The following is a 19646-nucleotide window of genomic DNA, read 5'->3' as shown; positions in this document are numbered from 1 at the left end:
GTGCAATTTTCCTCTCTTTTAAGACGGACGTCAATGTTCATTTGCGCAGTTCTCGATAATTGTCGCGATTCCCTGCCCGACACCAACGCACATCGTTGCCAGTCCATAGCGGGTTTTCCGCCGTTTCATTTCATGGACAAGTGTCGTTAAGATTCTTGCGCCGCTGGCCCCTAGCGGATGGCCAAAAGCAATCGCCCCGCCGTTTACGTTCGTCCGTTCCGGATCAAGGCCCAACTCCTTCATACATGCGAGTGACTGAGAGGCGAAGGCTTCGTTCAGTTCGCACAGCCCTATATCGTTTGAAGAAAGCCCTGCTCTCTCAAATGCTTTTTGGCTGGCAAAAACAGGCCCCATCCCCATAATGCTTGGCTCAAGACCGGCAACCGCCGATGTGACATATTTGGCAAGCGGGACAATACCCAATGAATGAGCCTTTTCTGCACTCATGAGCACCAGAGCAGATGCACCATCATTCACTCCTGAAGCATTGCCTGCCGTCACCGTTCCACCAGGAAACAACGGTTTCAATCGGCTTAATTTTTCAATGGTTGTATCCATACGCGGGTGTTCATCTTCTACTATAGTTATCTCGTTTCCTCTTTTATCACGATAGATAACAGGAATGATTTCATCCTTAAATCGTTCGTTTTCAATCGCGAGTTTTGCTTTCATTTGGCTTTCAAAAGCAAATTGATCCTGCTCCTGCCTGGTTACTCCGTATGCTTGTGCAACATTTTCCGCTGTTTCCGGCATGCTTTCCGTACCGTATTGATCCTGGAGGTTTCTATTAATAAATCGCCAGCCTATCGTTGTATCAAACAGCTCCATATTTCCACGCGGAAAACCGTCAGCCGGTTTTGCCATAACAAGTGGAGCCCGTGTCATACTCTCGGTTCCTCCTGCAATAAAAATATCGCCCTCTTCGGCAAGTATTGCCCGTGCTGCATAATTGACTGCATCGAGCCCTGACCCGCAAAGCCGGTTAATCGTTGTCCCGGCAACGCCAACCGGAAGGCCAGCCAGCAGAGCAGACATTCTCGCAACATTTCGGTTGTCCTCACCAGCCTGGTTTGCACAGCCGAAGATAACCTCCTCGATTTCTTCGGGCGGAATCTGGTGGTTTCTTTTTACTAGAGCTTTTATAACTAAGGCGCCGAGGTCATCCGGCCTGACTGATTTTAACGCGCCATTATACTTTCCGATAGGGGTTCGGACTGCATCCACTATAACTGCTTCCCGCTGCTTCAATTTGTATGTTCCTCCTGTTTTTTGCGATAGTCATAAACTCCCCGCCCGGTTTTTCTTCCAAGCCTCCCTGCTTTCACATACTGCTCGAGGAGCGGTGCAGGCCTGTATTTATCCCCAAGTTTTTCATGCAAATACTTCAGATTGTTCAGCCGAGTATCAAGTCCGACAAGGTCGCCAAGCTCAAATGGGCCCATTGGATAATTTAGGCCTAGCCTAATCGCTTTATCAATTTCCTCGGGAGTCCCGACACCCTCCTGAAGCATATAAAACGCTTCATTTCCAACGAGTGCGCTAATCCTGCTGGTGACAAAGCCGGGAAACTCATTTACCACTACAGTTTCCTTCCCCATCCTTTCTGCAGCAGCACGAATTGTTTCGGCTGTTTCATCACTCGTTTCCAGGCCTCGGACTATTTCAACAAGCTTCATTTTATGCACAGGATTGAAAAAATGCATGGCAATTACCTTGTCTGGCCTGTTTGTGAATGAACCGATTTCCGTCGGGCTCATCGTTGAAGTATTTGTCGCAAACAAGCAGGTTCTTGGAGCATGACGGTCTATCTTTTCAAAAATATCTTTCTTGATGGATAACACTTCAGGAACGGCTTCAATGACAAGGTCTGCATCCTTAACTGCCTCTTCGACACTGCTAGAGTAAGAGAGTCTTGAAATTCCATCTTGTGTATCGGCGTCCGTCAACTTTCCCCTTGCTTTTGCTCCTTCAAAAATGGAGTTAATTTCCGCTTCGGCAATCTGCAGCTGCTCCTGGCTTATATCAGCCAAGGTAACAATGAAGCCACCCGCCGCACTCACATAGGCAATCCCTCTGCCCATAACCCCCGAGCCAATCACAACAATCTTTTCCATAAATACATGTCGCCTTCTTTCTTTGCTTGAAAATGCGAACAGTGCCAGGCACGCCCCGGTTTTTCTTGTTTCACAGTTTTGTGTTCCACAGGTGAGTGCGCATAGCTTAAAAAGAAAATTTGCTGGTGAATAATGAAAAGCTGTCTTGATTGATAATGCGACCTGATGCACCAAATCACCTATAGAATTGGCACCAATTTGTCTTCTTAAGACATGTGCGATGAATCAATAAACGGTATTGGCACCGTTTTGCCTTCTGAAGACATGTGAAATGGTCCTAATAAGCTGTATTGGCATCGTTTTGGTTACCTAGAGACATGTGAAATGGTGCCAAGAGACTGTATTGGCATCGTTTCGGCTACTAGAGACATGTGAAATGGTACCAATAGACGGTATTGGCACCGTTTTGTCTTCTAAGAACATGCGAAATGTACCCAATAAGCTAATCGGCACTGTTTCCGGTTTAGGAGACGGGTTCAAAACAGAGACAAGCACCTCTTTCAAGGTGCCCGCCTGTTTTTTCTGTTCAAGTTACACTCCGAGCGGGTTCAATGGCTTTGGTCCGTAGTAGGAAATAATGCTTTTCGTTTCCGTATACAGGTCCAGCGTTTCAATTGAAAGCTCGCGGCCGAACCCGGATTGCTTATAGCCCCCAAACGGTGTACCAGGAAAAGCGGAGAATGGGCAATTAACCATAACAATTCCAGCTTGAATCTGTTTGGAAACCCGGGTCGCCCGCCCATAATCCTTCGTCCAGATTGCAGAGCCAAGGCCATAATCGCTATCGTTTGCGAGTTTAATAGCTTCTTTTTCATCGGAAAATTTCATCGCTACAACGACTGGGCCAAAAATTTCTTCACGGACAGCCTTCATATTATGGTTAACATTTGTAAGAATAGTAGGTTCATACCAATATCCATTTTCATAACCTTCAATTAACGCCGGCCCGCCTCCTGCTTCAACTGTGGCACCTTCCGCAACCGCTGATTGGACATAGCCATCGATTACTTCCATCTGGGAACGGCTGATGATTGCTCCAACATGGGTTTCTTTTTCAAAAGGGTTTCCAAGCTTGAGGCTCTTTGTTTTAGGAATGAATTTTTTCATGAATTGATCGTAAATGCTGTCATGAATATATAGGCGGGATCTTGCTTCACACGATTGGCCGCTGTTATAAAAAATCCCAAAGAGCGAGCCGTCGACGGCCGCGTCAATATCTGCGTCTTCAAATACGATATTCGGCGACTTTCCGCCTAGCTCCAATGTTACCCGCTTCAAAGTCTGTGAAGCCTTTGCCATAATGTCCTTGCCGATTGGCGTGGAACCAGTAAAGGCTACTTTATCGACTTGCGGATGTTCTACAAGGTAATTGCCTACCTCGGATCCTGCGCCTGGAATAATATTAACGACCCCGGCCGGGACCCCGGCTTCAATGCAAATTTCACCAAGCACAATTGCAGTCAACGGTGTTAGGGAAGCCGGCTTAACTACAACCGAACACCCAACCGCGATTGCCGGCGCGATTTTCCACGCTGCCATCATAAGCGGATAATTCCACGGAATGATTTGTGCGCATACACCGACCGGTTCTTTCTCAGTAATGTTCTGGAATGCACCTGGCATACTGTTGACCGCACCTCGGTGGCTGACAATCGCCCCTGCGTAAAACTCGAAATCTTCAATCGCTTGCATAACCTGTCCCTGGGCCGCGGCTAGTGATTTGCCAGTATCGAGAATCTCCAATTCTACTAGTTCATTGAATCTTGCCCTCATAATCGATGCGATTTTATTGAGTGTCCTCGACCGCTTGTTTACCGGAAAATGGCGCCACTTACCATAATCAAATGCATTCCTGGCAGCTTTGACAGCAAGCTCGGCATCCTCGATTGATGCTTTTGCTATAGTGGCAATTACCTCTCCAGTTGCAGGATTGATTGTTTCATAGGTTTGGCCGGATTGGCTATTTGCTCTTTCACCGTTTAGGATTAGCTGATAGTGGTCCCGCTTCATTTGCAATGGCTCAAGCTTCTGTTCTTTGACTGTCGACATGGTTTCAGCTCCTTTAATTAAAGAGTACTATCGGTAAGTCTTGATAAATTTTAAAATTGTCTTGATAAAATTAAGGGAAGTCTTGATAAAAGTGTTTAAAGTCTCGATACCTCACGAAACCGTTTTGATAAAATGAACAAATGTCTTGATGAACAACCCCGCATATATGCAGGGTTCAGCACCCTCTGAATTCCGGCTTCCTTTTTTCTAAAAAAGCCGTTACACCTTCTTGATGGTCTTCGGTCAGGGAGGCGATTCGCTGGCTTTGTGCATCCCTATCAAGAAAACTGTAGATACTGGCGTCCCAGCTGGCTTTCAAATTTCGTTTAATGAGGCCGATTGCTTTAGTTGGCATCGAAGCAAGCCTGTCAGCGAAAGCAGCAGTCTCGTCTAAAAAGGAGTCAGCAGGAACTAACTTGGTCACTAGCCCGAGCCGATTCGCTTCTTCCGCGCTGACCTTCTCACCCAGTACTGCAAGCTCTATGGCTTTGGCATGGCCAACAATCCGTGGCAGATAATATAGATTCCCAGCGTCCGGGACAAGGCCGACATGGATAAAGGCCTGAAGAAAGCTGGCCTTTTCCGAAACGATCCGGAAATCACAGGCCAGGGCAAGGCTCATGCCAGCCCCAGCGGCAACTCCATTTACTGCTGCAATTATTGGCTTTTCACATTTCTCAATTTCAAGAACCATCGGGTTATAATGGTTGCGTAGTATTTCAGCATAATTGGTTTCCGAATTTACATCGCTTAAATCCTGGCCGGAGCAAAAGGCTCTTCCGGCACCTGTTAGGACAATCGCCCGAACCACGTTGTCCCTGGATGCTTTCCGGACAGCTTCGCCAACTTCTTTATTGAGTTTGGCTGTAAATGCGTTCAGCTTATCCGGGCGGTTCAGGGTAATCCAGGCTGTCTTGCCGCGAACATCGTATTCCACTGTTTCAAACATCACTATGTAGCCCCCTATCGCCCTTTAAAATCAGCCTTCCTTTTCTCCAGAAATGCTTTCATGCCTTCCTTTTGGTCCTCTGACGAAAACAACATGGAAAAGTTTTTTCGCTCATATTTCATTCCTTCAAAAATCGATGAATCGATAGCGTGAAGGACAGATTCTTTTATAAACCTTATGGATAGCGGAGGCATTTTGGCAACTTCATTTGCATAGCGCGTTGCCTCCTCCATTAACGCCTCGCGGGCAAACACCTGGTTAACAAGGCCGAATTCCCGGGCTTCATTTGCAGAAATCCGCCTGCCGGTGAATAGCCATTCCATCGCTTTTGTTTTTCCAGCAAGCTTTGTAAGCCTGACAGTACCTCCTGCTCCTGGCATGACACCAAGCAATACCTCAGGAAAGCCGAATTCGGCATCTTCCGCGGCAAAAAGAATGTCGCAGCAAAGTGCAAGCTCGAATGCTCCTCCTAGCGCAAAACCATGAACTGCCCCAATGATTGGTTTTTTAATCCAGGCAAGCCGGTCCCAATCAGTGAATTGATTCAACAGTTCCATTTGGATCGAATTTGCATCTGCCATTTCATCAATGTCTGCCCCAGCCGCAAAGCAGCGTCCCTTACCGCTAAGGACAATTGCCCGGACTGTCTCGTCACGGTCAAAATCTTCGAGCGATTGAAGGATTTCGGCTACCATCCCTCTGTTCAAGGCATTCAGTACCTCTGGGCGGTTCAGTTCAATGAAGGCCACGGCACCTTCCCTTCTTGTTTCGATATAACGGAACTGGTTATTCATTGACTTCCTCGCCAATCATCAAAGTCAGAATATCGCCGGCAAATTTCATTGCATCCTTTCCAGATGCTTTTGCTTCATCCGTTTTCATGGCCGCCTTAAAGGAAGCCATGTCCTCATAATACATTTCGGCCATCATGTAATAAGGAGTTTCCCCTCCCATTGGGCTGCCTGTCATTCTCGTCGCAACACATTTCTTCAGGCCGGGAATTTTTTCAGTAAGCGGGATGTGTGTGTTAAAGTAGTACTCGTCAAATGCTTCCTTGTTTTCCGGATGCTTGTAAAGTGCGATCATTTTAATCATAGTTTTCTCTCCTTTTAAAGTAGTTGTGGGGCAACAAACGAGAGTTGCCCACTGATTGCCCATTTAAGAAAATATTCCAACTTCAATTAGTGAAAATCAATTTTCTGAAAGTGTTTTGTGGATTAATTGTTTGGGGCGAACCCCAGTTTAATCTACGAAACGTGGTTTCGAGGATTAATCGATGTAAGCGAACCCTAGATTAATCTACGAAAAGTGGTTTCGAGGATTAATCGATGCAAGTGAACCCCAGATTAATCTACGAAAGTGTTTCTTTATTAATCCTGCAAACCTTAATAAGGTTCGATTAATCATAATAGCGTCGAAACAGGTTTCATTGCTTCAAAAGGGTTTTTGCATGCTCGGCAATAGAGAATGCTCCTGCAGGCTGTTGGCCCAAAAATATTATCAACCGTTGTATACGTTGAGCCGCAATAAGGACAATCAGCTTCCCAGCCTCCCCCTTCTGGCAACTGCCTTGGAGGCGGTGCAATCCCATAATCCTTCAGGCGGGCTCTCCCTTCCAATGAAATTCGATCAGTCGTCCACGGAACCGAATAATTGAAAAGGACAGTTATTTTTTCAAACAATCCGAGTGCTTCAATTGCTTTGGTTACATTGGCCTTTATGATGTCCAGTGCCGGACACCCAAGAAAAGTTGGGATAAGTTCGACTTTTGCCATTGATTCAGTAATCACCAGATTTTCAAGCATGCCCAAATCAACAATCGAAACCGAGGGTATTTCCGGATCCTTCACGGAATAAAGCGCTTTCAATACTGCTTCTTTTGCTTGCATTTTATTTTTGTCCAAAGCAGTCATTCCTTTTTTAAAAAAATAAACCTACCAGCCAGCCGCAGGGTCAAACCTGTAAACCTCTCCGAGTACATTGAGAGCATCGTCGAGGTCCTTTGTGTGCTCTCCATTTCGCCCGCATGCCCTTTTTTGCCCAAAGGCATCGGGCATTTGAGCTTGAAGTGATTGGAAGACATCATTCATCTCGCTAGTCCATTGTTTTTCAAGCTCGGAGCTTGGCCGGCTTAATCCATGCTCGACAATTTTGTCTTCCATGGCTCCATACGAAAAAATGTCGCCAAAATCGGTACAAACCTTTAGGATGGCAGCCTCCATCCTCTGCCTCGCTTCCCCGCCTGCAGACATTAACTGGACAAACCATGTCTTCCAGTGCAGAAGGTGATAATAAAGTTCTACATTCACCCGTCTTGCAGCATCAGCCAAAGGCAAATAGGAGGAACGAAGCAGAGACGACATTTTGATTCTTTTTGCAGCAGTGTAAAAATAATAACGGACAACAGCGAAAGCCCAATCGTATTCAGGTTCAGTCAGGTAAGTTCCCGGGCCGTTAACCCGTTCCAGCAAGATTGAATTTTTTCGTTCGGAGGCTTCCCTCCCGTGGGCTAGTTCGTCGACATGCCCTGCACCCAGGTCTTCGAGCAGCTTGTAAAATATTGCGGCATGGCCCATCGTATCCTGGCTTATTGAGGCAAAAGCGATATCCGCCTCGATGTGCGGTGACAGCCCCAGCCATTCCGAGCCCCGGTAGGCTGCAATAAAATCGTCGTCGGCAAGTTGAAACAGAAGCTCAGTAAGCGAGTCCTTATAGGATTGGTTCTCAGCTGCCTGTTCCGGTGTTTGGATTTGCACCTTTTTCACCACCTCCCCAGGACATGATTTCTTTTTCATCGAGCATTTCCTGCTCATACTGGCGCCATTTCTTTTTTAAATATCCGTAGCCTTTTGTATTCCGATAGTCTTTATTATCGAGGCGTTTTAGTGATTCTCTTTCTTCGGGAGTCATTTTTCGGATATCACTCCGCTTGACGACCCACATATCGGCAACCGTCTCCCGCCTCATAAAGTTCTCCTGGGCCATAATCAGAGCGAGTTCCTTGTTTGGTGCAAGCAGTGAGAATTGGTATTGCATGGGTGCAGTATCAGATCGCTTGCTAAACACTTCGAATTCCTGGTAAAACTGTTCGTTGGCCAACTAATGATCCTCCTTTCCAGTGAGTTTGGTCACGTTTATCCTTTATAGCTCACCTTATATGTCACCGCTCCCGTGTTAAGAAACTGGTGCACCGAGTGCTTCTCTTACCCAGGCATTTGTTTCATAGGAGATTTTTCTCAAACGAAGCCTGGCTTCGGATTTCGGCCCCTTGTTTTTGATAATGTCCTTGAATCGGCTCCAATCCGGCTGGCGGTAGTACCATTGCCCCGTTTCCTTGTCGAATTTCATCGTTGGGTCAGGTACTTTTAGCCCCAGTGAAAGGAGGCGGGGAATATATTTTGTAAAAAAATCCTGCCGCAATTGTTCATTCGTTTTTGTACGTATCCTATATTTGATTGTAATGTCCTGCTTTGATGTACCGGTCGTCGAAGCATCTCCCGGACCAAAGAACATGAGCAGCGATTCCCACCAGCGGTCAATCGATTCCTGAATCATCGCACGCTGAGCAGGCGTCCCTTCAGCAAGTGCAATAATAATCGACTCCCCATGCTGGGCATGGAATACTTCCTCGGCGCAAATCCTTTTTAATGCACGTGCATACGGCCCATAGGAAGCATCAAGCATATTCGTCTGTGTAATAATCGCGGCCCCATCGACAAGCCATCCAATTAACCCTGCATCGGCCCAAGTCGGTGCCTCCATATGGAAGACATTATGAAATTTCAGGTCACCGGTAAAAAGATCTTGCATAATTGTATCTCGATTTTTACCGTAAGGCTTCATTAAATCCTCTGCCACTCTTAACAACAGTTGCCCATGGCCCATCTCATCCTGGACCTTGGCCATGATTCCCAGTTTCCTTTTAATTGACGGCGCTTTTGGAACCCACTCCTTTTCAGGCAAAGCACCCATTATTTCACTGATTCCATGCATGGATATCAGCTTGATGAGTGTTTTTCTGTATTCGTCCGGCATCCAATCATCAGCCTCAATTTTTTCGCCGGCTTCAATCCGCTTCATAAAATGCTCCATTAATTCCTGCTCTGAAGCTGACATAACCATCCCTCCCGCATCCAGTTATATGACGATAATTAATCGGAAACTAATTATCGTGTTATATATTTATTTCAAAAATAACGTCTTGATAGTGAAAAGTCAAATAATAATTCAGAAAATTAAAATTTTGTGAAAAATATACTAGAAGGATAGATACTGCGTGTTGATTCTGAGCGTTATTAAAGTTTAGTGAACAAACAGTAATCGGGTTTTTGGCTTTTTTATAAAAAAAACCCTCCACATTAATGTGAAGGGCAAAACATTCTATTTATAGAAAGAGGGTGAGAAACTAATAATACTTAATTCGATTCAAGAAAATGATCAAGTTCAACATGGATGATTTCATAGCATAGTGTATCATTTTCAAGCCCTGAGCTTTCCTCAAGCAATTGGTCAATATCGATAGTGGAATTTTCCATGTTGGCACCTCCGGTACGTGCTTTTGCCATATACTACGAATCGTACCTTGGCGTTTTTGGGGGCAGAAAATAAAAAAGCGGAATCTTTTTATCGATTCCGCAATTCCGAGTATAAACTTTTGTCCCACGGCTTAAAAAGTAAACGTTGAATGCAGTTTTTTCTTAATAGAATACCGCCCTTATCTAGTGCCTTGTCTGGCGTCCCATGTTCTTAATGCTGATGCTGTTGATGAAGCTTTTTTTGTTTCATTTTCCCAAAGAAAAGGACAGCTACAACCGCCAGCAGTTCAAGGCCATATTTTAGGGCAGGGTTTCCATGGAAGAAAGGTTCTATAAATGGCTCTTCCGTAATCATTTTTGCGGCTGTAAAGGCGAGCACCGCTGCCCCAATGGTAATGATAACCGGAAACCGCTCCATCCATTTGAGAATGATCGTACTTCCCCATACGACAATCGGTATAGAGATTAAGAGTCCAAGAATGACAAGCAGCGGATGTCCATTTGCAGCACCAGCTACAGCAAGGACGTTATCGAGACCCATTAATGCATCTGCAACAATAATTGTCCATATTGCTCCCCCAAATGTTGTTTGCGCTTTTACCTCATGACCGCTTTCCTCTGTCAGCAATTTATATGCTATTCCTAGCAGCAGAATACCTCCGATAAGGCGAAGGCCAGGAACTTTCAGCAGGTAAACAACCAGGATTGTTGCGGTAGCCCGGATGACGATGGCCCCTACTGTTCCCCAGATAATTGCCTTTTTCTGCTGGTTTTTTGGAAGATTCCGGGCAGCGAGGCCAATTACAATTGCATTATCCCCTGCCAGGACAAGGTCGATAATAATGAGGGAACCCAAAGCTGCCCAAAACTCAGGTGAAAATAATTCCATACTCAAATCACTCCATGATCTTAATGTTTACAGTGAGACTGAAAATCATTCAATCTCCATTCCATGTTTTTGCCTTAACGAAGCGGGCGCCAGCTTGATAATTTGCTGAAATACAAATAGAAATACTCCCACATCATCAATCAGCCCGAACATTGTCAGAAAATCAGGAATGATATCAAAAGGCAATAAAAAATAGCCAATGATTAATCCTGCCGACACTAGCTTCTTCTTTAATGAAACTTGTCTGGATCTGAAGAAGTCGACTAAAAAGGGACCAAACTTTCTCACTTTGAATACCATTCTGATTCTTTTCCAAAACTTTCTCATCTAAACACCCCGTTGAAAAACGATCATATGTACCAATTCCCTTAACCAGTTGCAAATAAAAGTGCATTTTTTACCAGAAAGCTTACAAGAAAAGCCAAAAACCGCACAGCGTAAAACCGATTATACAGAGGATCCAGAGCAGATTTAATGATTAGAGGATACACTTTGAAAACAAAAAGACCCTTACCGATTTAGCGGTAAAGGTCTCGCTTACAACAGTTGGTTGCCAGCAAAGCCGGGGATTTCCCCGTCATGACGACTTTGCTGTCTTAGCTACTCCCCTTTAAGGACTATCGTACTTATTTTAGAGTCACGAAGTTTTCCCGTCAAGACTTTTGCACAAACTTTCCATTTTCCATGAATATGGATGATTAATTCCATCCATTAAGTGTATTACGGATTCTCTGCTTCAGCCTTGCGCCAAGCGGTTCCCCGCCTGTATCTCCTCTTTGCTTGTTCCACTCATTATAGGAAGCAATGCCTATCAGCAACGTTCCCGCTGCCAGCAAATAACCCCACCATGGCAGGTTCCCCCAGTAAGGGCGCGTTTGAAGGAAAACGTTCAGCAAGAGTACCCCCGCGCCTGTAAAGAAGTATGATTTGATTCGAAGGAACATGCCGGCAAGCAACGACACAAGTGATAGTGTGCCTAAAATAAGGGCATCGTAGACGGTTGAACTAGCCAATCCATCCTGAATCAAAAGGATCGCGGAGAAAAGCAAGGCTGCCCATTGCAGATTGCTAGTTATATTCCGGTACCGGCCTTTCATCGCCTTCCGTAAAAAAATCGCAAGGGCAATGACAGGCAGTACCTGCACTTCTCTTTCAAATAAAGCTGGTATGGTCAGCTCTCCAAGCAAACCGTAGTAAGGTTGAAGTAAAATGATTCCTGCCGCCGCCGGTATGAAGAAGCCGATGCTTTTGTCAACGCGGTTTCTTTGCAGCCATACAGTAAGGGCAATAAGCAAACCGGGAATCGGAGCCATCCAGATTGAAAGTTCAGCGAACGAATACATATAGACAAAATATAGAAATGAAACAACAGTATATGAATCAAATTGTGTCTCTTTAATCCCTTTGCCGCCTCTGTAGAGCCTTGGATAAAGGAACTTGCCGAATGCAACATGGACAAGGCCAGCAGCGCCGGCAAAAAGGAAAATCATTGTATCGCCAAGGGCCGAAGCTGCAGTGTATTCCATTGCCGCGAAGAATATGAACAACAATGGCAAAAACGCAAGAACATCCCACCTGATTTTATGCAAGAAAAGAAGGGTCCCTAATCCATAAAGCAAGGTTACCGCGAACGGAAGAAGCGTAAACGGATACGTAAAGGACATAAACGCCAACCCTACCATGGAAAATCCAACAATATAATAGGCTGCCGATTCCTGCAGTTTCCCTTTTAACAAAAACCAAACGATAACCAACAACAAGCTTGTGGCTGGGAATTCATAACTTCCGGCATATCCGTCTCTAAACAGGTCAAACACTTTAGAAACCGAAACAAACAGTGTTGTAAATGCCGCGTACATAAAGACGATTTTTTTCAAAAGACTTATTGCAAGCCTGCTGCTACTAGCATAAATACCAATCGCAGCCAGGAAGCTGTACAGAGACCAATCAGGATCAATCGCCCAGGAAAAGGCCAATGCAGCGGGCAAGGTAATATGTCCAAGCCATGCAAATCCCCAGTAAAGCAATCTATCCTTATGCTTCAATCCTAATGCAAGCAAAAGCATGAAAGCTGCTCCACCAGGTGTAATCAGCGAGTATACTTCATGCGAAAACTCCAGCAGTTCGTCGAGCGAAGAAACAGCTGCAAAATAAAAACCAAACACGACAGTGCCAAGCAGAACCGAAGTCCACTGTAGTTGATGGCGTTTATATAAAATCCAATAACATACGATAGCTCCGATCATGACTAACGGCTGTACCCAAACAGGATCGCTTCCTCCTCCGATTAGCAGGAGTATCGCGGCAGTGTACATGCCCTGGCCAGTGTAAAAAAACGATTGTTCCAGTTCATTGTCGCGATTTTTCCAGACGAGAAAAGCCAAAACAAGGAGGATGCCAGCAGCTGAGGCAAAATAAACCGGGAAACCTAGTTCAGTGTGAATAAAGGAGTTTTTGATTCCAGCACTATGCCAAAATGCTAAAACAGAAAATCCAAATGAAATGGGCGCTGCCCACGCTGCCACGGTTTTTAGCTGGATCCTGCTATCAAGCTTCCTCATGGCGAGTATGGTTCCGCTAAAAATGAGCAGCATGATTCCAAGCTCAAACCATTCCTGGAATCCTTGTGAGATGATAATCGAAAGCAACATACCACCAAGGCCGAGCTCCCTTGCCGGAGAACGGAGTGATTCAACAGGCTGCTTCCTCCCTAGCCATCCAATAAGTACGAACAGCAACAAACCGGCTGCAAAAATCGCAGTCTGGAAGCTGAATTCAATTATATATTTACTGAAAAGCTGTGCCGCTTCATAAAAAGCAGAGCCCAGGAAGGCAGTGCTTAAATAAGGGAAAAGCGGCTGTTTTTCAATCCGGGTAAGAAGCAGGAAGTTGCCTGCGATAATTAAATAGGCGATAAAAAGAACGATAGAAGGTTCACCGGCCCTGATCAGGAAGCCTTCGATAGTAATATATAAAAATGCGAGTATCGATACGGCTGCACTTGTATACCTGAAAGCGCGATCAAGCAGGAAAGAACCTTGTAAACCTTTTGGTATAAAAACAAATCCCAAGGCGAGCAAAGCGTAAAAAATGGCATCTGCTGATTGAAGGAACGAATGTTCAATTAGCTGGTATGCGCCATAAACGAGCATAGCGCTGAAGATAAAATGATATTCCTTCTTGTTGCTGACATACATCATTGATAAATAGATGGCAGCTGTCAGGATTAGATTAAAGCTGTAGACAACTTCGCTATTATAGAAGAACAACATTAATAACGTTGACAGAATCAGGTTCGCCTGTATGTAAACCGGAAATTCCTTTACAAAAAGCTCGAGTGCCCCATGTTTTCGATACTTAAAATAAACAAATATAACAAGCGCATTATAAAGCATGATCCCCAGATAGAAATAATCGATTCCAAGTTTCATTGATGCCAGAAGGAAACCTGCCGCAAAGGAAATTCCAATATACGAAAACCAGACGAATAGCCGGGAGCCCAGTTTTTTCGCAAATAAAATATAAACGACTGAAGGCAATAAGCTTCCGAGAAATCCGAGAAGGAACCCTCCCTCACCTCCAACCGACAAATATGGCCCCAACAGCCCAAACCACCCTAACGATAAAACGAAAATCGGCAAAAACAAATTGCCCAGAACAAGAAAGGCAAACGCAGTCTTTTTAATTTTAAGGATTTTTGCAGACAGATAAGCAAATCCGAAAAATACAAACGAAACCAGCGCAATCGTCATGCTCTTCATAATCGAGCTCATTGATTCCCAATTGCTTGTGGCAACAAACAAGCCGCCAATTAAAAGAAAAATGACACCGATATTCAGCAGCCAACTAATATTGCGTTCCCGAATTTGTTCGGCAGTAAGCACATTTTTTGGCTTAGGTACATACGGCTTTGGAGCGGGCCGGACTGCCTCCGGGACGTTTTTTTCGGCGGCTGGCTGCACACCAGGTTTTTGAATATGCTGTGCAGGTGGGTTTGATGCAAGTTTTGCTCGTTCGGCTAATGCCTCGCTGCGTTCCCTATCCTGCTCCAGAAGGTCGAGATGATACTGCAAATGGGCCTTTCCAACGCCATTCGCAATATCTGGCTCAATATAGCCTTTGTCCCTCATCTCAAACAATATTTTTCTAAAAAGCTGTCTCTCTTCTTCCCTCACATGAGGCTTCATAATTCATCCCCCTGAAGACTTTTTAAGTTTATTTATATCCAAATTCTTCCCCTTAAGTGTAATTTTACACAATAAATCATAATTTTCAATCCTTTTTTTCACTGTCTAGTCAAAAGAGTTTTTCTTTCGGAACGAGAAGTTTAAAATGATAACAAAGGAGGAATGCAAAATGAATCAAAACCTAAAAGAGTATTTTATACATAACCGGGACAGGCATTTAGCAGAATTGGCAGAGTACCTAGCCATTCCGAGTATATCTGCCCTTCCCTCTCACCGCGATGACATGCTGAAAGCTGCCAATTGGACGGCTGAGATGCTAAAAAAGGTTGGCCTTGACCGGACAGAGGTGTTTACTGATATAGGCCATCCGATTGTTTACGGAGAGTGGCTCCGGGCCGAGGGTGCACCAACGGTTCTCGTGTACGGCCATTATGACGTTCAGCCGGTGGATCCTGTTGAGCTTTGGGAGAGCCCTCCGTTCGAGGCAACTATTCGAGACGGTAAACTATATGCCCGCGGCTCCAGCGATGATAAAGGCCAGGTTTTTATGCACATGAAAGCCGTTGAAGCCATATTCGAAACCTATGGGAACCTGCCTGTCAATATTAAGTTTCTAATTGAAGGTGAAGAGGAGATCGGCAGCCCTAACCTGCCTTCGTTTGTTGAGGAAAATAAAGACCTTCTTGCTGCCGATGTATTGGTCATTTCAGATACAACCCTACTCGAACGCGGCAAACCTGCAATTGTCTATGGTTTACGGGGTCTCGCCGGTATACAGATTGATGTCAAGGGAGCAGCCGGGGATCTTCACTCAGGATTGTACGGAGGAGCTGTACAAAACCCAATTCATGCACTAGTTGAAATCCTCTCTTCCCTGCGAGGTTCCAATGGTGTAATCAGTGTGGAAGGATTTTATGATAAGGTACGCCAGCTGAGTGATGAAGAGCGAGCAGAATTTGCAAGTCTGAACCAAAGCGAAGATGTATTGCGGGACCAGCTCGGTGTCCCTGAACTTTTCGGTGAAGAAGGCTTTACTGCGCTGGAAAGGATTTATGCACGGCCGACTCTTGAAGTGAACGGGATATACGGAGGATTCCAGGGGGATGGAATTAAGACAGTTATTCCATCCGAAGCGCATGCGAAAATTACCTGCCGGCTCGTCCCCGATCAGGATCCTCAGGAAATCGCTGATTTGCTTGAAGCCCACGTTAACAAAGTTGCCCCTAAAGGAGTGACTGTTTCAGTTTCGCAATTTGATAAAGGAGCCGCATTTATTACTCCTTTCGACCATCCTGTTATGCAGGCTGCAGGTGCAGCGTATGAGGAAGTTTACGATGTTCCTGCCGCGTATATCCGAGGCGGAGGTTCTATCCCAATCGTAGCGGCCTTCAGTGAAATCCTGCAAATACCTGTTGTAATGATGGGATTCGGGCTTGCTGATGAAAACTTCCATGCACCAAATGAACATTTTAATCTTGAGAACTTTGACAAAGGCCTCGAGGTTATCGGCCGGTATCTGTTTAAGCTGCCCGGCGTCCTGGCTGAATAAGTAAAAAACAAGGGCATCCGCTTATTGAAGCGGATGCCCTTGTTTTTTGACGGACTCATTGGCGACATTTTGCCTTCTGAAAAGTGCCAAAATGTCGCCAATACCGTTTATTGGCTACATTTCACCTTCTGAAATGCATTGAAATGTGTCCAATAAAGCCTATTGAACACATTTTGCTTTATAAATATGACAGAAACGTCGCCAATAAGCTTATTGGTTTTTCACACTAAACTGACTGATGCCTGCTGTTATATAATATTAGTCGTTTACTTCTCCATCGACATACTTCCCGTAGTCTGGTAAAGCAATTTCATCAAATCTGTCAACAAGGTTCCTTAACCCGTCATGCAGTTCCGCTCCGCTGACAGGCCGGCCATGTCCAGTTATGGCGATATCAGGGTTTAAGGAAGCCAATGCCGAAACAGATGCCTTTGCAGCTTCCCAGTCAATTGTCAGATAGCGTGGCGGTCCAGTGATTTCCACTTCCTGAGTGAATACTTTATATAGCGAGTCCTGCCTGACAGTCACAAACGCATCAGCAGCAATCAAGGCCCGGTCGGTTTCACGGAACAATGCCACTTGCCCTTGTGTGTGGCCTGGGACATGAATCCACTTCCAGCCATCCATAAACGGAACAGTCCCATCGGCTGGGAGTGTCTCAAGGTTTCGATCCAGTACGATTGCCTCATTCGGATAGTAGGGCGATATTTTAGCCAATAGGCCGCCTTCTACGGTCGGATCAGGCTCGGGATAGTCCTGCTCACCAGTCAAAAATGGCAATTCAAGAGGATGAGCAAACACCGGCATATTCCACTTATCAATCAGTTCAACAATGGCTCCAACATGGTCAAAATGGCCATGTGTCAAAATGAGCGCTTTTGGAGGATTGTTTTTTCCAAAACGTTCTTCGGCCTCATTTATAATGTTGTCCGCCGACCTTGGCATTCCGGCATCAATCAGGACCCAGTCGTTCCCTTCGCCAGGATGTCCGTAAAATATAACATTAACGATTTGAATAGGAAGATAGTAAAGATCGTTTGTTATTTGCTCCCCTATTCCACTATCGACACTCGTCATAGGGATGATTTTCTTTTCATAATTATTCTTCATAGCGCTGCCTCCTTTTGTTCGCTCTTTTGACATATTCCCCGCTTTCGCTAGATTTATTCTATATTTGCGGCACCCATCCAAGATTGGTATACTAAATGGACTAATGTATATGATGGAGGACTTATGTTAACGTTTGAAGAAAAACTAGCAGTAATTGAATCGTTTCCTGAGCTTACCCGTAAAAATGTTTCCCTTGGCCGTGTCAACTTCCAGTTCGAAGAAAGTGTTACCGACAAGAAGAACGTCGTTTACCACTTGCATCCGAATGGAAATGGTTATGTCTATGCTGCAGGTTTGCCAGGCTATGATACTGACCAAAAAGGTTTGGTCAATATAAGGGATTTCACAGAAAGTGAGTTGCGGGAACTGCTCGCAAAAACAATTGCGAGTATGTCGGGAGCAGAAGAAGTGACCGAGGCAGCTGCTGAAGGTCCTTATCAGGAAGTGTGGGTCAACAAAGAAAACCAAAAGCTCAATGTAGTCCATGAGGATGAACTTTGGAATGTATACTTTGGAGCAAATCTCGAAGAAAGTTTTGGAGATTATCGTGAAATTCAGGAGTATATGGCCGAAGAAGGTTTCAGCAGAAGATAAAATAGTAAAAAACTCGGATGCACAGCTTTCGCCTATCAATTGGAGTAAACTTACTATTCATTTTGGTAAGTGAATTAACAAATAAAGAAGCTTGGAGCATAATGACTCCAAGCTTCGATGTTTTTTAAGAAAGATGTTTCACAAGTCCCAATAAATCATCTAACTTTTTTAAGTAAATTTATACCCGTATTTCCTACCACTAAAGAAATAACCATAATTACATATATAGTTTCTTTGTTCCCACCTTGAGATTCTGAATCTATTAATAGCCAGAAAATCTCAATTATCATAATTAAAACCCAAGCTAAATATGCGCCTAATACCTTCACATAATCCCCCCCCTTTGGTTCATAAAGTGACATTATATATAGTTGGCATAAACCTGGAGTCCTCCATTCGTCAATATTCCTACTACCTATCGCCTTTGTTGTATCACCGAGGAACTTTCTTAGTGAACTGTTTTCAATAAAAATTTATTACCTGCCGTTAAATTAACGCACCCTTTAATTACCAACAATTCGTATGATTGCTATTCGGAGGATTATGTTTCTGTCATTCATCTTTTACTGCTTCTAGATCTTCCTTCGCTTTTTATTGAGTCTTTTATGTCTAAATGGTAACCAAATAACAACAACCCAACAACAAAAGGCAGGTGAAATCCTCAAAACCATAAAATTTCCTCCCTTTCCAATATTATACAATGGCATATTTAAATAAAGAAGAGTTTGTTGAGGGTCAGCTCAATAAAAAAGACTGCCTTGAATGGCAGCCTGATCACCGTTTATTCTGGTTAGCACATTAAGAAATTCCTACTTTCTAACATATAAAGAGTATTTTTGGGGGTTTCCAAACCCTAACTTTTCTGCAAGTTTTATTGAGGCAATGTTATCAATATCACAATCCCATCTAGGTTGGATTTTTTCTTCAATGCAATGGATGATGAATTTTTCTGCAACTTTTTGAGCTAAACCTATTCCCCTAAAATGGTCTTGAGTTACAATATCCATTTCAGCAAATTGTGACGAAGAAAAAATCGAAATGCATTCACTAGCTAGATTATTATTATGTGTAATACAGTACCCAACTCCATTTTTTAAGAAATTCGATACTGACCCCCAATATTCATTAATATATCGGACATTAAAATCTTGGCTATTATTAATGATATCTTTATCTATTTTCCTGAAATTCATTTCGTTAGGAATTTCCTCTTGGAATAACCTTGAATATTGATCTATGTTAAATTGAAAGGAATACCTTTCAATCTGCCTTACCTCTTCTTTAAACTGCTTTTTGATAACTTTATCCCAACTTTTTGATGGCGAAAACAATGTGAATCGCTTATTCTCTATTTTTCTGCTTTCAAAGATTTCTGTAATTAATTTAAGGAATCTATTGCTTTTTGGTTCTCCAACTCCAACAAAAATACCTGAATCTGTTCCAATTAATGCTGTTTTATTAGAATCATCCATATACAACTCGCCATGAACAACTTTCTCTAATACGGAGTAGGCGAATGTAGGATAAGTTCCTGTGTCATCATTTTCAATTAAGTTTATTACCTGTTTTATTTCATACAAGCGAGGTCCCTCCTTGTAATTAGGATATCTTGGAAATTACTCCCTCTGGTTCGATATACACCTAATTAGATATATATAAAATAACATCCA

General features: G+C 44.0%; 18 protein-coding genes. 2 read left to right on the top strand and 16 right to left on the bottom strand.

Annotated features, from left to right (window positions below):
* Positions 1–30 precede the first annotated feature (30 nt).
* From A8F94_RS01825 to A8F94_RS01765, 13 genes are all read right to left on the bottom strand, one after another.
* Positions 31–1248: a thiolase family protein gene (locus tag A8F94_RS01825; RefSeq protein WP_066194648.1), complete on the bottom strand. Its 1218-nt coding sequence runs from the start codon at positions 1246–1248 to the stop codon at positions 31–33.
* On the bottom strand, positions 1245–2114 hold the full coding sequence (locus A8F94_RS01820) for a 3-hydroxyacyl-CoA dehydrogenase (RefSeq protein ID WP_066197178.1): 870 nt from the start codon (positions 2112–2114) through the stop codon (positions 1245–1247). The genes A8F94_RS01825 and A8F94_RS01820 overlap by 4 nt, the downstream gene beginning before the upstream one ends.
* A 531-nt stretch (positions 2115–2645) precedes the next feature.
* Positions 2646–4163 carry an aldehyde dehydrogenase family protein gene (locus tag A8F94_RS01815; protein ID WP_066194646.1) on the bottom strand — a complete coding sequence of 506 codons (1518 nt, stop codon included), beginning with the start codon at positions 4161–4163 and terminating at the stop codon, positions 2646–2648.
* 175 nt (positions 4164–4338) lie between these two features.
* A complete protein-coding gene (locus A8F94_RS01810; protein ID WP_066197174.1) occupies positions 4339–5112 on the bottom strand; it encodes an enoyl-CoA hydratase-related protein in 774 nt (257 codons plus the stop codon).
* Between the two features lie 14 nt (positions 5113–5126).
* The gene (locus A8F94_RS01805) at positions 5127–5906 is read right to left on the bottom strand and encodes an enoyl-CoA hydratase/isomerase family protein (RefSeq protein WP_066194644.1); all 780 of its coding nucleotides are present in this window, start codon (positions 5904–5906) and stop codon (positions 5127–5129) included.
* Positions 5899–6207, bottom strand: coding sequence for an EthD family reductase (locus A8F94_RS01800; protein WP_066194640.1), 309 nt, complete (start codon positions 6205–6207; stop codon positions 5899–5901). The genes A8F94_RS01805 and A8F94_RS01800 overlap by 8 nt, the downstream gene beginning before the upstream one ends.
* Before the next feature lie 308 nt (positions 6208–6515).
* Entirely contained in the window at positions 6516–7025 is a 510-nt protein-coding gene (gene paaD, locus A8F94_RS01795; protein ID WP_254660765.1) for a 1,2-phenylacetyl-CoA epoxidase subunit PaaD, read from the bottom strand.
* Between the two features lie 21 nt (positions 7026–7046).
* Positions 7047–7868: a 1,2-phenylacetyl-CoA epoxidase subunit PaaC gene (paaC, locus tag A8F94_RS01790; protein ID WP_254660764.1), complete on the bottom strand. Its 822-nt coding sequence runs from the start codon at positions 7866–7868 to the stop codon at positions 7047–7049.
* On the bottom strand, positions 7837–8211 hold the full coding sequence (gene paaB / locus A8F94_RS01785) for a 1,2-phenylacetyl-CoA epoxidase subunit PaaB (protein WP_066194638.1): 375 nt from the start codon (positions 8209–8211) through the stop codon (positions 7837–7839). The genes paaC and paaB overlap by 32 nt, the downstream gene beginning before the upstream one ends.
* Positions 8212–8286: 75 nt before the next feature.
* Entirely contained in the window at positions 8287–9234 is a 948-nt protein-coding gene (gene paaA, locus A8F94_RS01780; RefSeq protein ID WP_066194632.1) for a 1,2-phenylacetyl-CoA epoxidase subunit PaaA, read from the bottom strand.
* A gap of 624 nt (positions 9235–9858) precedes the next feature.
* Positions 9859–10536 (bottom strand): TerC family protein, encoded by a 678-nt coding sequence (locus A8F94_RS01775; protein ID WP_066194629.1) that lies wholly within the window; start codon positions 10534–10536, stop codon positions 9859–9861.
* A gap of 45 nt (positions 10537–10581) precedes the next feature.
* The gene (locus A8F94_RS01770) at positions 10582–10863 is read right to left on the bottom strand and encodes a YkvA family protein (RefSeq protein ID WP_066194626.1); all 282 of its coding nucleotides are present in this window, start codon (positions 10861–10863) and stop codon (positions 10582–10584) included.
* A gap of 371 nt (positions 10864–11234) precedes the next feature.
* A complete protein-coding gene (locus A8F94_RS01765; RefSeq protein WP_066194624.1) occupies positions 11235–14723 on the bottom strand; it encodes a hypothetical protein in 3489 nt (1162 codons plus the stop codon).
* A gap of 169 nt (positions 14724–14892) precedes the next feature.
* Between A8F94_RS01765 and A8F94_RS01760 the strand changes: the two genes are divergently transcribed.
* Positions 14893–16272 (top strand): dipeptidase, encoded by a 1380-nt coding sequence (locus A8F94_RS01760; RefSeq protein ID WP_066194621.1) that lies wholly within the window; start codon positions 14893–14895, stop codon positions 16270–16272.
* A 258-nt stretch (positions 16273–16530) separates the two neighbouring features.
* On the opposite strand, the gene A8F94_RS01755 is transcribed toward A8F94_RS01760, so the two are convergent.
* Positions 16531–17382, bottom strand: a complete 852-nt coding sequence (locus tag A8F94_RS01755; RefSeq protein WP_139070006.1) for an MBL fold metallo-hydrolase — start codon at positions 17380–17382, stop codon at positions 16531–16533.
* Between the two features lie 123 nt (positions 17383–17505).
* Here A8F94_RS01755 and A8F94_RS01750 point away from each other — a divergent pair, with 123 nt between their 5' ends.
* On the top strand, positions 17506–17976 hold the full coding sequence (locus tag A8F94_RS01750) for a hypothetical protein (RefSeq protein ID WP_066194616.1): 471 nt from the start codon (positions 17506–17508) through the stop codon (positions 17974–17976).
* A 155-nt stretch (positions 17977–18131) separates the two neighbouring features.
* Here the strand turns inward: A8F94_RS01750 and A8F94_RS25575 are convergent, their stop codons facing one another.
* Both A8F94_RS25575 and A8F94_RS01745 read right to left on the bottom strand, forming a co-directional pair.
* Entirely contained in the window at positions 18132–18305 is a 174-nt protein-coding gene (locus A8F94_RS25575; RefSeq protein ID WP_175384337.1) for a hypothetical protein, read from the bottom strand.
* A gap of 480 nt (positions 18306–18785) precedes the next feature.
* The gene (locus tag A8F94_RS01745) at positions 18786–19556 is read right to left on the bottom strand and encodes a GNAT family N-acetyltransferase (protein ID WP_066194613.1); all 771 of its coding nucleotides are present in this window, start codon (positions 19554–19556) and stop codon (positions 18786–18788) included.
* Positions 19557–19646 lie beyond the last annotated feature (90 nt).

Origin of the sequence: Bacillus sp. FJAT-27225 (genome assembly GCF_001685025.1) — a bacterium.
Lineage (GTDB): Bacteria > Bacillota > Bacilli > Bacillales > Cytobacillaceae > Bacillus_D.
Note: the sequence above shows the minus strand (reverse complement) of the source record. Positions and strands in the feature narration are given on the sequence as shown.